General features: G+C 61.1%; 12 protein-coding genes. 11 read left to right on the top strand and 1 reads right to left on the bottom strand.

The genetic code is table 11. From position 1 onward, the window contains the following. Positions 1–2: 2 nt before the first annotated feature. Positions 3–1,070 carry a DUF2333 family protein gene (locus tag FW800_RS03870; RefSeq protein WP_003188197.1) on the bottom strand — a complete coding sequence of 356 codons (1,068 nt, stop codon included), beginning with the start codon at positions 1,068–1,070 and terminating at the stop codon, positions 3–5. Between the two features lie 298 nt (positions 1,071–1,368). Here FW800_RS03870 and FW800_RS03865 point away from each other — a divergent pair, with 298 nt between their 5' ends. The 11 genes from FW800_RS03865 (at position 1,369) to purD (ending at position 14,742) form a co-directional block, all read left to right on the top strand. After that, positions 1,369–3,039 (top strand): diguanylate cyclase, encoded by a 1,671-nt coding sequence (locus FW800_RS03865; RefSeq protein ID WP_446436997.1) that lies wholly within the window; start codon positions 1,369–1,371, stop codon positions 3,037–3,039. Between the two features lie 53 nt (positions 3,040–3,092). Next, positions 3,093–5,054: a methyl-accepting chemotaxis protein gene (locus tag FW800_RS03860; RefSeq protein ID WP_446436996.1), complete on the top strand. Its 1,962-nt coding sequence runs from the start codon at positions 3,093–3,095 to the stop codon at positions 5,052–5,054. Between the two features lie 296 nt (positions 5,055–5,350). Then, the gene (aroQ, locus tag FW800_RS03855; protein ID WP_032878109.1) at positions 5,351–5,806 is read left to right on the top strand and encodes a type II 3-dehydroquinate dehydratase; all 456 of its coding nucleotides are present in this window, start codon (positions 5,351–5,353) and stop codon (positions 5,804–5,806) included. Between the two features lie 24 nt (positions 5,807–5,830). Then, entirely contained in the window at positions 5,831–6,295 is a 465-nt protein-coding gene (gene accB / locus FW800_RS03850; RefSeq protein ID WP_003188191.1) for an acetyl-CoA carboxylase biotin carboxyl carrier protein, read from the top strand. A 17-nt stretch (positions 6,296–6,312) separates the two neighbouring features. Continuing rightward, on the top strand, positions 6,313–7,674 hold the full coding sequence (gene accC, locus FW800_RS03845; protein ID WP_003188188.1) for an acetyl-CoA carboxylase biotin carboxylase subunit: 1,362 nt from the start codon (positions 6,313–6,315) through the stop codon (positions 7,672–7,674). A 276-nt stretch (positions 7,675–7,950) separates the two neighbouring features. After that, positions 7,951–8,829, top strand: a complete 879-nt coding sequence (gene prmA, locus FW800_RS03840) for a 50S ribosomal protein L11 methyltransferase (protein ID WP_032878110.1) — start codon at positions 7,951–7,953, stop codon at positions 8,827–8,829. A gap of 30 nt (positions 8,830–8,859) precedes the next feature. After that, positions 8,860–10,086, top strand: coding sequence for a DUF3426 domain-containing protein (locus tag FW800_RS03835; protein WP_446436995.1), 1,227 nt, complete (start codon positions 8,860–8,862; stop codon positions 10,084–10,086). Between the two features lie 185 nt (positions 10,087–10,271). Then, positions 10,272–11,285: a tRNA dihydrouridine synthase DusB gene (gene dusB / locus FW800_RS03830; RefSeq protein WP_032878112.1), complete on the top strand. Its 1,014-nt coding sequence runs from the start codon at positions 10,272–10,274 to the stop codon at positions 11,283–11,285. Next, entirely contained in the window at positions 11,282–11,602 is a 321-nt protein-coding gene (fis, locus tag FW800_RS03825) for a DNA-binding transcriptional regulator Fis (RefSeq protein ID WP_002555375.1), read from the top strand. The genes dusB and fis overlap by 4 nt, the downstream gene beginning before the upstream one ends. Positions 11,603–11,683: 81 nt before the next feature. Continuing rightward, the gene (gene purH, locus FW800_RS03820) at positions 11,684–13,291 is read left to right on the top strand and encodes a bifunctional phosphoribosylaminoimidazolecarboxamide formyltransferase/IMP cyclohydrolase (protein WP_032878113.1); all 1,608 of its coding nucleotides are present in this window, start codon (positions 11,684–11,686) and stop codon (positions 13,289–13,291) included. Positions 13,292–13,449: 158 nt separating this feature from the next. Next, positions 13,450–14,742, top strand: coding sequence for a phosphoribosylamine--glycine ligase (gene purD / locus FW800_RS03815; RefSeq protein WP_032878115.1), 1,293 nt, complete (start codon positions 13,450–13,452; stop codon positions 14,740–14,742). Positions 14,743–14,791: the final 49 nt, after the last annotated feature.

The raw sequence follows: 14,791 nt of genomic DNA, 5'->3' as shown, positions 1-14,791 counted from the left end.
CATCAACCCTGGTTAAGGAGCTGACGCAAGTCGATCACTGCAGCGTTTGCCCGGGAAATATAGTTGGCCATCACCAACGAATGGTTCGCCAGTACCCCGAAGCCACTGCCGTTAAGAATCATGGGACTCCACACCGGTTCCTGCGAGGCCTCCAGCTCACGAATGATCTGGCGCACGCTGACGGTGGCGTTTTTCTTGGCCAGCACGTCGGCAAAGTCGACTTCGATGGCGCGCAGCAGATGGGACAAGGCCCATGCCTGGCCACGGGCTTCGTAGAACACGTTATCGATCTGCATCCATGGGGTTTCCACCACTTCTTCATCGACTTGCGGCACTTCGCCCGGCGCCAGCGCCTCGGTTTTAAGCGCGGTGTTCAGTTTGACGCGGCCGACGCTGGCCGACAGGCGCTGGGACAGCGAGCCCAGACGGGTCGCCACATCGCCCAGCCAGTTGTTCAGGTTGTCGGCACGCGCGTAAAACAGTGCGCCGCGCTGGTTCGGGTCAGACAGGCGCGCTTCGTAGCGGCTCAGGGAGTTGATGCCTTCCTGGTATTCCGACTCGCTCGAAGGCAGCACCCAGCTCTTGTTATCGAAGTTGAACCGCGGTTCGGCCTTGGCCAGGTCCGCGTCTTCAGCCGACTGCGACTGGGAGCGAGCGAAGTCTTTGCGCAGTGCGCGGGTCAGGTCACGCACCTGCACCAGCACGCCATATTCCCAGCTCGGCATGTTGTCCATCCACAAGCCCGGCGGGAAACGGTCGTTGGAGATGTAGCCGCCAGGCTTGTTCAGCAAGGTGCCGACCACGGTCTTGAGGGTTTCGACCGTGGTGTAGCCCACGACCATCTGCTTGCCTTCCTTCTCCGCGGCAAGCTGGGCGTTCTGCTGGACCGGAAACAGCGCCGGCTCCTGGCTCCAGTACCAACCCAGGCCACCGGTGACCAGCAGGTACAGGCCGATAATGCTGAGCAAAGCCCGGCTCATCAGCAAGTTGCGAAAATAGCTGCGGTTGGCCGACTTGGGCTCAGGGGCGGGGCCTTTGGCACTGCCTTCACGGTTTTTCCAGTCCAGCATGGCGATATCCTTTCAATCACTTGAGTTCATGCACGTCAATTGTCCGGGTGCGTTCAGACACTCCGACCACAACCCTACCCCATCGTGCCCATCGTTGCGGGGCTTTTACGCGAAAGTAGCGCACAAGCAGGGTTGGACTATAAAGGATGCACGCTTTTTACGCTGCGCGACCCGCGAGTCAATAACTGAATATCCGGCACGCAGACTTAATTGACGTATGACACTCATGCAACAGAAAAGAGGTGCTAGCATAGAGCCATCAGTCGACCTCAGCATGCACCCTCACAGTAGTCAGGATATGACCGAGTCAGAAGACCCTAGCCGCGAGCGTCTCAAGCAGCATTTTGCCCAGCGGGTAATTCATCAGGCACGTCAAATTCTTGAGATCTGGCAGCGCCTGCAACGCGGCGAATGGTCGAACGCAGACTTTTCCGAACTCAGCGAAGCCAACCTGCGCCTGCAGCGCTTCGCCGAGCGTTTTGAACAGCCCGAACACCGCCAACTGGCCCAGCATATTGGCCAAACTCTCCAGGCGGTGGACGAAAACCGTGGCCGTTTGAGCAGCCAACTGATCACCGAACTCAACCGCTTGATGCAGCGCCTGTCGCGCACCGGCCTGCGTCAGGGTGACCAGCTTGAGCAAACCCTGCTGCCACCGATGCGCAAGCCGATCTACGTGATGCTGGCCGACCACGACCGCGCCGAGCGCCTGGCCAAGCAGCTGGAATTCTTTGGCCTGAGTGCCCAGTCCCTGGACAGCGTCGCGGCTTTTCACACGGCCATGGCTGAGCGCCTGCCGTCAGCCATCGTCATGGACGTGGACTTTTGCGGCCCCGGCCTGGGCCTCACCCTCGCCGCGCAAGCCCAGGAGGGCCTGGAGCAAAAGCTGCCGCTGTTGTTTTTCAGCCTGCACGAAACCGACACGCCGACGCGCCTGGCCGCCGTGCGCGCCGGAGGTGAAGAGTTCCTGACCGGCACCCTGGAGGCTTCGAGCCTGCTGGAAAAGATCGAAGTGCTGACCTGCGTTGCCCAGTACGAGCCGTACAAAGTGCTGATCATTGACGACTCGCGGGCCCAGGCGCTGCACACCGAGCGCCTGCTCAACAGCGCCGGGATTGTCACGCGCACCTTGATCGAACCCATCCAGGCGATGGCCGAACTGGCGGATTTCCAGCCCGACCTGATCATCCTCGACATGTATATGCCCGCCTGTACCGGCACCGAACTGGCCAAGGTGATTCGCCACAACGACCGTTACGTCAGCGTGCCGATCATCTACCTGTCGGCCGAAGACGACCTGGACAAACAGCTGGACGCGATGAGCGAAGGCGGCGATGACTTCCTGACCAAACCGATCAAGCCGCGCCACCTGATCACCACCGTGCGCAACCGCGCAGCGCGTGCGCGCAACTTGAAGGCGCGGATGGTGCGCGACAGCCTGACCGGGCTGTACAACCATACGCATATCCTGCAATTGCTCGAAGACTGCAGCTTTCGCGCCCGCCGCGAGAACAAGCCCTTGAGCTTTGCGATGCTGGATATCGACCACTTCAAGCGCGTCAATGACAGCCACGGCCACCCCATGGGCGACCGGGTGATCAAGAGCCTGGCGCTGTTTCTCAAGCAGCGCCTGCGCAAGACCGACTACATCGGCCGTTATGGCGGTGAAGAGTTCGCCATTGTGATGCCCGACACCGATGTGGACTCGGCCTGCAAGGTACTGGACGACATTCGGCGGCGCTTTGCAGAAATCCACTACCCCGCTCAACCGCAGGATTTGTGGTGCACCTTCAGCGCCGGCCTGGTGGAGCTGTGTGACGGTTGCGACAGCCTGACGATGGCCGCCCAGGCTGACGAAGCGCTATACCTTGCCAAGGACGCCGGACGCAACCGCGTGCAAGCCGCGCGCGCATCAAAGCAAAGTGCCATCTTTTCACCGGAATCCACCGAATCGGTCATAACTCTGTAACGCAAGCGCAATAACTTCAGGCACTTATCTTTTGCCGTCGGTTGAAACCCCGCATGCGCCTCAAGCTGCTGACCAATCTCAATACCCTTCTGCTGGTGGCCGTATGCCTGGCCCTCGGGGCGACGCTGTGGTGGTCGCAACGGGCGCTGGAGCGCCCTTATTTATTGATGGAGCGCTACCTGGGCCTGTCCCAGGGCTTTCAAAACCAGGCAGCGCGCAATATCGACGACTACCTGGCCAGCGGCGATGCCCTGCGCCTGAGCAGCGCCAGTCAAAGCCTGGAGAGCCTGTTGCAGCAACTCGCCCAATTGCCGGCCGAGTTGGCGCAAACCCTGCACCCCAGCCTGGCGGACCTGGAAACCTTCAGCAAGACCGACCTGCTGGCTGCAGGCAAGCTGGCCGGCGACCCGCAAGCACTGTTAGTGCAGGCCGAGCGCGAACTGGGCGCAAACCTGGAGCAACTGAGCCAATACGCCAGCGGTGTCAACTCCACAGACGCGGCACGCTACCTGCCTCCCCTGCTGACCGCCTCGCAGCATCTGGGCAAACTGTCCCTGGCCCGCGACAAGCTGGTGAGCAGCGGCCGCGCCGAGCTGGCCGACGAGGTGGAGCGCGAGATTGCCACCGTGCGCACCCAGGCCGACCTGTTGGCGCAGTTGCCATTGCTTGGGGTAACGGCCAGCGCCGAATCCAGCGCTGACGATTTCTCCGCGTTGATGGGCCTGGAAAACACCGAAAAAACCGCAGCCCAGGACACCGGCGTCGACCTCAAGCGCGAGCTCAACAGCCTGTTGACCCGCTACCCCGCCGAACTCCAGCGCACCCGCGAGCAGATCCAGCAGCGCGCCGACCTCGCCACCACCACCCACCTGAAGATCGCCAACGTGCAACAGGCCATCGCCGGCCTGGAGCCGGTAGTACGTGCACAGCACGCCAGGATCCAGGGCGAGGTGCGTGTGCTGCAAGGCGTGATGATCGGCCTGATCCTGTTGATCGCGCTGCTGATCGACACGCTGCAACGGCGCCTGGCACGGGTGCTGACCAATCTGGCACCGGCCTTGTCGACCTGGGCCGAAGGTAATTTCAGCCAGCCGATAGCCCTGGGCAAGACCAACCATGAACTGCACGCTATCGAAGCCTCCCTGAACCGCCTGCGCGCCTATCTGGTGGGCCTGGTAGGCACTATTCGCGGGAATGCCGAAGCAGTGGCCGGCAGCAGCCGCGCCCTCGCCGAACTGAGCAGCGGCCTGCACGACGGCGCCGAGCGTCAGGCCGGCGACACCGCGCAGATCCGTGACTCCCTGGGTGAACTGGAAGCCACCATCCAGCAAGTGGCCGGGGATGCCAGCCAGGCTGCCGGCGCCAGTCGCAGTGCAGGCTTTGCTGTGGAGCAAGGCCAGCGCGTAATCGGCCTGAGCCTGACCGGGTTGCACGCCTTGGTGGGCGAAGTGCAGCAAAATGCGCAGATGATCGAGAAACTCGCGGAAGAATCCGCCACCATCGGCGGCGTGCTGACCGTGATTCGCTCGATTGCCGAGCAGACCAACTTGCTGGCGCTCAATGCCGCTATCGAGGCGGCTCGCGCCGGTGAAGCCGGACGCGGCTTCGCGGTGGTGGCCGACGAAGTCCGTTCCCTGGCCCAGCGCACCGCTGGCGCTACTGCCGAAATCCAGGGCCTGATCGCCGGCCTGCAAACCGCCGCCCATCAATCGGTACAAGGCATGCGCGCCCAGGTTGAACACGCCGAAGCCACCGCCCAGCAAGCCCAGGCAGCAGATGGTGCGCTGGATGAAATCGTCGGCGCGATCCAGACGATTTCCGAGACGGCGGTACGCATTGCCGATGTGACTGCGCAGCAGAGTGGGGCCGTGAGTGAGATTCGCGATAACAGTGAGCGGATTCACCAGCTGGGTGAGGATAACTTGCTGCGCATAGGCCAGGGCCGTAGCCAAGGTGAGCACCTGTTGGTGCTCGGAGGGCAACTCAACACTGCCGTACAAGCCTTCCGCGTCTGACACGCTCTCCCGCCCTATGGAGATCAAATGTGGGAGGGGGCTTGCTCCCGATTACAGTGTGTCAGTCTCAATACCTGTAGCTGATCCACCGCTATCGGGAGCAAGCCCCCTCCCACATTTGATCTTCAGTGGATTCAAGACCGTGTTCAGCATGACCGGATTCCGGGCCACAGTCACAAATTTCGCGCAATCCTCGCTAATCGTGCTGGCTACTGCATAGAACTGGACAGTCACAAAGGCTTTGCGGCATAGTCGCCGGGTTCTGCCGCACCCCTACCAATAACAAGGAACAGCCGATGGCGACCTTACTGGTTCTTCATGGACCCAACCTGAACCTGCTTGGCACCCGCGAACCGGGCGTCTACGGGGCAGTGACCCTCGACCAGATCAACCTCGACCTGGAAAGACGGGCCCGTGAAGCCGGCCACCATCTGCTCTACCTGCAAAGCAATGCCGAGTATGAATTGATTGATCGCATCCACGCCGCGCGTAACGAAGGCGTGGACTTTATCCTGATCAATCCCGCCGCTTTTACGCATACAAGCGTTGCATTACGTGACGCGCTGCTGGCGGTGAGCATCCCATTCATCGAAGTGCATTTATCGAACGTGCACAAACGCGAAGCTTTCCGCCATCACTCTTACTTCTCCGACGTAGCGGTAGGAGTGATCTGCGGCCTTGGCGCCAGCGGTTACCGACTGGCCCTGGAGGCCGCCCTGGAACACGTTGAAGAACAGGCTAAACGCCCCTGACCGACCCTTGGGAGTTGATGATTCATGGATATCCGTAAAGTTAAGAAACTGATCGAACTGCTGGAAGAATCCGGTATCGACGAGCTGGAAATCAAGGAAGGCGAAGAGTCCGTACGGATCAGCCGTCACAGCAAGACCCCGGCCCAACAGTTCTACGCACCGCAGATGCAAGCACCGGCTCCTGCCGCTGCCGCCCCTGCCGCCGCTCCAGCCGCTGCCGCAGCCCCTGCTGCCCCAGCCGCTCCAGCGTTGAACGGCTTCGTGGTCAAGTCGCCAATGGTCGGTACTTTCTACCGCACCCCGGCACCGACCTCGCCAGCCTTCGTTGAAGTGGGCAAGACCGTGAAAGTGGGCGACACCATCTGCATCGTTGAAGCGATGAAGATGATGAACCACATCACCGCTGAAAAAGCCGGCGTCATTGAATCCATCCTGGTAGAAAACGGTCAGCCGGTTGAGTACGACCAGCCGCTGTTCACCATCGTTTGAACCGCGGAGCGCCTTCGATGTTGAAACCTGCGAAGAAACTGCAAAAAGTCCTGATCGCCAACCGCGGCGAGATCGCGCTGCGTATCCTGCGCGCCTGTAAGGAAGAGGGCATCAAGACCGTCGCTGTTTACTCGACGGCCGATACCGAATTGATGCACGTGAAACTGGCGGACGAAAGCATCTGCATCGGCCCGCCACTGGCCACGAACTCGTACCTGAAAGTCTCGAACATCATCGCTGCCGCAGAAGTGACCGGCGCTGATGGCATCCACCCGGGCTACGGCTTCCTCGCGGAAAACGCCGACTTCGCCGAACAGGTGGAAAAATCCGGGTTTGCCTTCATCGGCCCCAAAGCCGAAACCATTCGCCTGATGGGCGACAAGGTCTCGGCCAAGGACGCCATGATTGCAGCGGGCGTGCCGACCGTTCCAGGCTCCGACGGCCCTCTGCCTGAAGACGAGGAAACCGCTCTGCGCATTGGTCGCGAAGTCGGTTACCCGGTGATCATCAAGGCCGCCGGTGGCGGTGGTGGTCGCGGTATGCGCGTGGTGCACAAGGAAGAAGACCTGATCGAAGCCGCCAAGCAGACCCGCTCCGAAGCGGGCGCCTGGTTCGGCAACCCGATGGTCTACCTGGAAAAATACCTGACCAACCCACGTCACGTGGAAGTCCAGGTGCTGTCCGACGGCCAGGGCCACGCCATCCACCTGGGCGACCGCGATTGCTCGCTGCAACGTCGTCACCAGAAAGTGTTGGAAGAAGCCCCGGCACCGGGCCTCGACGAAAAAGCCCGCCAGGAAGTCCTGGCACGCTGCGTCAAGGCGTGCATCGACATCAACTACCGTGGCGCCGGTACCTTCGAGTTCCTCTACGAGAACGGTCGCTTCTACTTCATCGAGATGAACACTCGTGTGCAGGTAGAGCATCCGGTTTCGGAGATGGTCACCGGTATCGACATCGTCAAGGAGATGCTGAGCATCGCCGCCGGTAACGTGCTGTCCTTCACCCAGGACGACGTGAAGATGCACGGCCACTCCCTGGAGTGCCGCATCAACGCCGAAGACCCGAAAACCTTTATCCCAAGCCCTGGCCTGGTCAAGCATTTCCACGCGCCCGGCGGCAACGGCGTACGTGTGGATTCGCACCTGTACAGCGGCTACAAGGTTCCGTCCAACTACGACTCGCTGATCGGCAAGCTGATCACCTGGGGCGCGACCCGCGACGAGGCCATGGCCCGTATGCGCAACGCCCTGGACGAAATCGTGGTCGACGGCATCAAGACCAACATCCCGCTGCATCGGGACCTGGTTCGCGATGAGGGCTTCTGCGAAGGTGGTGTGAACATTCACTACCTGGAACACAAGCTGGCCAACCAGTAAGTGCTCCACCCAACAAAGCCGCCTTCGGGCGGCTTTGTTGTTTCTGCACACCTGTTTTCCAGGATGGACACTGTCCAAATGTGGGAGGGGGCTTGCTCCCGATTGCAGTGTGTCAGCCTCAGTATCTGTAACTGATCCACCGCTATCGGGAGCAAGCCCCCTCCCACATTTGGTCCGCGCTCATTCAGTAATGTCGTCTTCTGCCGTCCGCTCGCGTAAACTTGCGCGCTTTCGCGGCCTACTCGCTGCACATTCATTTTTTCAAAGGTGCCCGCCATGCCTTGGCTGCAAGTCCGTCTCGCCATCAGCCCAGAACAAGCCGAAACCTACGAAGACGCTTTCCTCGAAGTGGGCGCTGTGTCGGTGACCTTCATGGACGCCGAAGACCAGCCGATCTTCGAGCCGGAACTCAACACCACGCCGCTGTGGTCCCACACCCACCTGCTGGCCCTGTTCGAAGACGGCACCGATGCCGCCGCCGTGCTGGCCCATATGGAACTGCTCACCGGCGGCCCGCTGCCCGAGCATCACAGCGAAGTCATCGAAGACCAGGACTGGGAACGCAGCTGGATGGATAACTTCCAGCCCATGCGCTTCGGCCAGCGCCTGTGGATCGTGCCAAGCTGGCACGCTGCTCCCGAGCCAGACGCCGTCAACCTGCTGCTGGACCCGGGCCTGGCGTTCGGCACCGGCACCCACCCCACCACCGCCCTGTGCCTGGAATGGCTGGACGGCCAGGACCTGACCGACAGCAACGTACTGGACTTCGGCTGCGGCTCCGGGATCCTGGCGATTGCAGCGCTGCTGCTGGGCGCCAAGGAGGCCGTGGGCACAGATATAGACGTGCAGGCCCTGGAAGCCTCCCGCGATAACGCCGGGCGCAATAACATCGCTGAAGGCAAATTCCCACTCTATCTGCCTGAAGATCTGCCCCAGGTACAAGCCGATGTGCTGGTCGCCAATATCCTCGCCGGGCCGCTGGTGTCGCTGGCACCGCAACTGTCGAGCCTGGTCAAGCCGGGTGGGCGCCTGGCGCTGTCGGGTATCCTCGCCGAGCAAGGTGAAGAAGTGGCTGCGGCCTACGCCAGGGATTTCGAGCTGGACCCGATCGCCAACCGTGATGGCTGGGTACGCATCAGCGGTCGTCGGCGCTAGAATGAGCGCTTGTCTGAATCGGATGGCCGCATGACCGACAGTTTCGTCACCCAGTGCCCGCATTGCCAAGCCCGCTTCCGTGTCAACCACGCTCAGTTGAGCGTGGCCCGTGGCGTGGTGCGCTGCGGCTCGTGCCTGCAAGTGTTCAACGCCGCTCGCCAGTTGCTGGAGCAGCGCGCCCAAGTGTCGGCAGCCGAACCTGAACTGCCCACTGCGGTTGAGCCAACGCCTGAACCCCCGCGAGCCATCAGCCAGAAACAGTGGACAGCCCAGGAGCTGGACCTGGACAACCTGGACCTGGACGAAGAACTGGCCAAGCTCGAGCGCCGCGAGATTCAGCACACTCAACCCCAGGGCGCGGAGCGTCGGCAACCCGGCACCGATCGTCGGCACAAGGAAGACACCCTCAGCGCCAGCCGCGACACGGTCAAGGCCGAGGAAGAACAATGGGCCGCCAGCCTGTTCAGCGAGCCCGCGCAAGAGCGCGCAGACAGCGATGAAGACGAGCCTGAACCAAGCAATACCCGGCAGCGCACCGAACCGTCCATGTCGCTGCACAGCGAAACCATCGACGACGAGCCAACCCTGCTCTCGCCCCTGCATGACGACGAGCCCGACCCGCCCTTCACGCCCCTGACCCCAGCGGCAGAAGAAGCCGATGAACGCCCGCAATCACGGCGTAAACGCCCACGCACCGAGGCCAGCGTGCACGACGCCGTGCTCCAGGACCTTGAAGACGACCCGCTGCACCTCTATGCGCAGAAACGTCCGTCGGGCTGGGGCCGCCGCCTGATCTGGATCCTGCTGGTGCTGGTCGCCGCCGCCGGCCTGGCAGGCCAGTACATCGCCTACCAATTCGACGAACTGGCCCGTCAGGACGCCTACCGTCCGTGGTTCCAGCAGCTGTGCCCGAAATTGGGTTGCACCGTGCCATCGCGGGTCGATATCGCCCATATCAAGAGCAGCAACCTGGTGGTACGCAGCCACCCGGAGTTCGCCGGTGCGCTGGTGGTGGATGCGATTCTCTATAACCGCGCGACCTTTTCCCAGCCGTTCCCGCTGCTGGAACTGCGTTTTGCAGATTTGAACGGCGGCCTGATCGCCAGTCGTCGCTTCAAACCCGCCGAGTATCTGAGCGGCGAGTTGGCTGGCGTCAGCGAAATGCCTTCGCAGACACCGATCCACATTTCCCTGGACATCCTTGATCCCGGCAACAAAGCCGTGAACTACAGCCTGAGCTTCCACTCGCCCGAGTGAAACGGCACGCCCGCAGAGGGTTGACGGCGGATTATTGACTTGACCGACGTCAACCAAACCGGCGGCGATAAAAAAATAACTGTTCAGATTTTATCCAATTCAGCCTTTAACCCGTCATCGAGAGCGGGTATCATGCCAACCCTTTTTCGAACTCTAATGATCCGGCCCCACAACAGGGAAGTCCTATGTCGGCGGTACGCATCGGCCCATATACATTGCAGAACGGCTTGATCCTCGCCCCGATGGCGGGTGTCACCGATCAGCCCTTTCGTCAGCTGTGCAAGCGTTTGGGCGCGGGTCTAGTAGTCTCTGAAATGGTTACCAGCGACATGAGTTTGTGGAACACCCGCAAATCGCGGATGCGCATGATCCACGAAGGTGATCCCGAGCCACGCTCGGTACAGATCGCCGGGGGTGATGCGCAGATGCTGGCGGATGCGGCCCGGGCCAATGTGGAGCTGGGTGCACAGATCATTGATATCAACATGGGCTGCCCGGCCAAGAAGGTCTGCAACAAGGCCGCCGGTTCCGCCCTGTTGAAAGATGAGCAGTTGGTCGCCGAGATCCTGCAGGCCGTCGTTGGCGCAGTCGATGTGCCGGTGACCCTGAAGATTCGTACCGGTTGGGACCGGGACAACAAAAATGGCCTCACAGTGGCAAAGATCGCTGAACAGGCCGGGATTACAGCGCTGGCGGTGCATGGCCGTACCCGCGCCGACCTTTATACCGGTGAAGCCGAGTACGACACCATTGCCGCGATCAAGCAGGCCGTGTCGATGCCGGTATTTGCCAATGGCGACATCGACTGCGCCGAGAAAGCCCGGCGTGTGCTGCACGCAACCGGTGCCGACGGATTGTTGATTGGCCGGGCCGCCCAGGGGCGACCGTGGATTTTTCGCGAGATCGAGCATTTCCTGCGCACTGGTGAAGTCTTGCCGGCGCCGGAGTTGGTCGAAGTGGAACGTATTCTGCTGGAGCATCTGGCCGCCCTGCACGCCTTCTATGGGGATGTGATGGGCGTACGCATTGCTCGCAAGCATGTCGGCTGGTATCTCGCCACCTTGCCGGGCGCCAAGGAATTTCGCGCTCAGTTCAATCGTTTGGATGAAACGCAGGCACAGGTCGCCACCGTTCGTGAGTTCTTCGCCGAACGTGACAAGAGCCTGGGAACAGGGGATGGAAAAGGGGTGGCCGCATGACGATGATGACCGAGACTTTAGTGAGTGGAACAACACCCGTGAGCGACAACGTCAATTTGAAACAGCACCTCAACACGCCCAGCGAAGAAGGCCAGACCCTTCGCGGGAGTGTCGAGAAAGCGCTGCACAATTATTTCGCCCACCTTGAGGGTGCTTCCGTCACGGACGTGTACAACCTGGTGCTCTCCGAAGTCGAGGCGCCCTTGCTCGAAAGCGTGATGAACTACGTCAAGGGCAACCAGACCAAAGCCAGTGAGCTGCTGGGCCTCAACCGTGGCACCTTGCGCAAAAAGCTCAAGCAGTACGATTTGCTGTAAGCATTCAATCAAACCAGAAAGGCGCCCGCGTAAAACCGGTCGCCTTTTTTGCTGACTCCTTTGCTTTTGATGGAAATTGAAATGACCGACCAGACTACCCGCCTGCCGATCCGCCGCGCCTTGATCAGTGTTTCCGACAAGACCGGGATCCTCGAATTTGCCCGGGAGCTGGAAGCCCTGGGTGTGGAAATCCTCTCCACGGGCGGGACCTTCAAACTGCTGCAGGACAACGGCGTGGCCGCAGTAGAAGTCGCGGACTACACCGGTTTCGCAGAAATGATGGACGGTCGCGTCAAGACCCTGCACCCGAAAATCCATGGCGGCATCCTCGGCCGTCGCGGCATCGACGACGCCATCATGACCGAGCACGGCATCAAGCCGATCGACCTGGTGGCCGTTAACCTCTACCCATTCGAAGCCACCATCAACAAGCCAGGCTGCGACCTCCCCACCGCCATCGAGAACATCGATATCGGCGGCCCGACCATGGTGCGCTCGGCGGCCAAGAACCACAAAGACGTGGCCATCGTGGTCAACGCCAGCGACTACGCCAACGTGCTGGCAAACCTGAAAGCCGGTGGCCTGACCTACGCCCAGCGTTTCGACCTGATGCTCAAGGCGTTCGAACACACCGCAGCCTATGACGGCATGATCGCCAACTACATGGGCACCGTGAACCAAGCGGCTGACACCTTGAGCACAGAAGGTCGCAGCCAGTTCCCGCGCACCTTCAACAGCCAGTTCATCAAGGCCCAGGAAATGCGCTACGGCGAGAACCCGCACCAGAGCGCGGCGTTCTACGTGGAAGCCAAGCCTGCCGAAGTGGGCATTGCCACCGCGACCCAGCTGCAAGGCAAAGAACTTTCCTACAACAACGTGGCCGATACCGACGCCGCGCTGGAATGCGTGAAGAGCTTCGTCAAACCGGCCTGCGTGATCGTCAAGCACGCCAACCCGTGCGGCGTGGCCGTGAGCCCGGACGCTGAAGGCGGTATCCGCCAGGCGTACGAACTGGCCTACGCCACCGATACCGAATCTGCGTTCGGCGGCATCATTGCCTTCAACCGCGAGCTGGATGCCGAGACCGCCAAGGCGATCGTCGAGCGCCAGTTCGTCGAGGTGATCATCGCGCCAAGCGTCAGCGAAGAAGCCCGCGCCATTGTCGCCGCCAAAGCCAACGTGCGCCTGCTGGCCTGCGGCGAGTGGTCGGCCGACCGCGCCGCTGCCTGGGACTACAAGCGCGTCAATGGCGGCTTGCTGGTACAGAGCCGCGACATCGGCATGATCGGCAGCCAAGACTTGAAAGTGGTGACCAAACGCGCCCCGACCGAGCAAGAGATCAACGATTTGATCTTTGCCTGGAAAGTCGCCAAGTACGTTAAATCCAACGCCATCGTCTACGCCAAGAACCGCCAGACCATCGGTGTCGGCGCCGGCCAGATGAGCCGTGTGAACTCGGCGCGTATCGCCGCGATCAAGGCAGAACACGCTGGTTTGCAGGTGGTGGGTTCGGTAATGGCTTCCGATGCATTCTTCCCGTTCCGTGATGGCCTGGATAACGCCGCGAAAGCCGGTGTTACTGCCGTGATCCAACCGGGCGGCTCGATGCGTGATGCAGAAGTGATTGCCGCTGCTGATGAAGCCGGCATCGCCATGGTCTTCACCGGTATGCGCCACTTCCGCCACTGATCCCACTCGATCGAAATGTGGGAGGGGGCTTGCTCCCGATAGCGGTATTTCAGCAGGTTGATTATTTGACTGATACACCGCAATCGGGAGCAAGCCCCCTCCCACATAAAGCGCACTTGCGGCGCCTCACAGAATTTGCTTCATCCGAGGTTTTTGAAATGAATGTTTTGATCATTGGCAGCGGTGGCCGTGAACACGCCCTGGCCTGGAAAGTTGCCCAGGACCCACGTGTCCAGAAAGTCTTCGTCGCCCCAGGCAACGCCGGTACCGCCATTGAGGCCAAGTGCGAAAACGTCGCCATCGACGTACTGGCCCTTGAGCAACTGGCAGATTTTGCCGAGAAGAATGTTTCCCTGACCATCGTCGGCCCGGAAGTGCCACTGGTTGCCGGCGTCGTCGATCTGTTCCGCAGCCGTGGTCTGGATTGCTTCGGCCCGACCGCTGGCGCCGCCCAGTTGGAAGGCTCGAAAGCCTTCACCAAGGATTTCCTGGCACGCCACAAGATCCCCACCGCCGACTACCAGAACTTCACCGAGATCGAGCCGGCCCTCGCCTACCTGCGCGAAAAAGGCGCACCGATCGTGATCAAGGCCGATGGCCTGGCTGCCGGTAAAGGCGTGATCGTCGCCATGACCCTGCAGGAAGCCGAAGACGCCGTGCGCGACATGCTCGCCGGCAATGCCTTTGGTGATGCAGGTTCGCGCGTGGTGATCGAGGAATTCCTCGACGGCGAAGAAGCCAGTTTCATCGTAATGGTCGACGGCAAGAACGTACTGCCCATGGCCACCAGCCAGGACCACAAGCGCGTCGGCAATGGCGACAGCGGCCCGAACACTGGCGGCATGGGTGCTTACTCCCCGGCGCCAGTGGTCACCAGCGATGTGCATCAGCGCGTCATGGACCTGGTGATCTGGCCGACCGTGCGCGGCATGGCCGACGAAGGCAACGTCTACACCGGTTTCCTCTACGCCGGCCTGATGATCGACAAAGCCGGTAACCCGAAAGTCATCGAGTTCAACTGCCGTTTCGGCGATCCGGAAACCCAACCGGTGATGCTGCGCCTGCAATCTAGCCTGGTGCTGCTGGTGGAAGCGGCGCTGGCCCAAGCGCTGGATAAGGTCGAAGCACAGTGGGACCCACGCCCGAGCGTCGGCATCGTGCTGGCGGCCGGTGGTTACCCTGCCGATTACGCCAAGGGCGATGTGATTGAAGGTCTGGATGCCGCCGCTGCGCTGGAAGGCAAGGTGTTCCACGCAGGCACCGCGCTCAAGGACGGCAAAGTTGTAACCGCAGGTGGCCGTGTGTTGTGCGCCACCGCAATGGGTGCCAGTGTCGATGCAGCACAACAGCAGGCGTACAAGCTGGCTGCGAAAATCGACTGGAAAGGTTGTTTCTACCGCACCGACATCGGCTACCGTGCCATTGCCCGTGAACGCGGCGAGAACAGCTGAGAGCTACACTTGCAGTAGCTATCCGTTCGGTTAGGTAAGGGCCTTTGGC

The sequence above is a fragment of the Pseudomonas sp. 910_23 genome (genome assembly GCF_052850795.1).
The sequence above is the reverse complement of the archived record's forward strand: the minus strand, read 5'-3'. Positions and strand labels throughout refer to the sequence as shown.

Coding starts and splice junctions, on each gene's coding strand:
- FW800_RS03870 (WP_003188197.1), bottom strand. CDS start 1,070: ATGCTGGACTGGAAAAACCGTGAAGGCAGTGCCAAAGGCCCCGCCCCT.
- FW800_RS03865 (WP_446436997.1), top strand. CDS start 1,369: ATGACCGAGTCAGAAGACCCTAGCCGCGAGCGTCTCAAGCAGCATTTT.
- FW800_RS03860 (WP_446436996.1), top strand. CDS start 3,093: ATGCGCCTCAAGCTGCTGACCAATCTCAATACCCTTCTGCTGGTGGCC.
- aroQ (WP_032878109.1), top strand. CDS start 5,351: ATGGCGACCTTACTGGTTCTTCATGGACCCAACCTGAACCTGCTTGGC.
- accB (WP_003188191.1), top strand. CDS start 5,831: ATGGATATCCGTAAAGTTAAGAAACTGATCGAACTGCTGGAAGAATCC.
- accC (WP_003188188.1), top strand. CDS start 6,313: ATGTTGAAACCTGCGAAGAAACTGCAAAAAGTCCTGATCGCCAACCGC.
- prmA (WP_032878110.1), top strand. CDS start 7,951: ATGCCTTGGCTGCAAGTCCGTCTCGCCATCAGCCCAGAACAAGCCGAA.
- FW800_RS03835 (WP_446436995.1), top strand. CDS start 8,860: ATGACCGACAGTTTCGTCACCCAGTGCCCGCATTGCCAAGCCCGCTTC.
- dusB (WP_032878112.1), top strand. CDS start 10,272: ATGTCGGCGGTACGCATCGGCCCATATACATTGCAGAACGGCTTGATC.
- fis (WP_002555375.1), top strand. CDS start 11,282: ATGACGATGATGACCGAGACTTTAGTGAGTGGAACAACACCCGTGAGC.
- purH (WP_032878113.1), top strand. CDS start 11,684: ATGACCGACCAGACTACCCGCCTGCCGATCCGCCGCGCCTTGATCAGT.
- purD (WP_032878115.1), top strand. CDS start 13,450: ATGAATGTTTTGATCATTGGCAGCGGTGGCCGTGAACACGCCCTGGCC.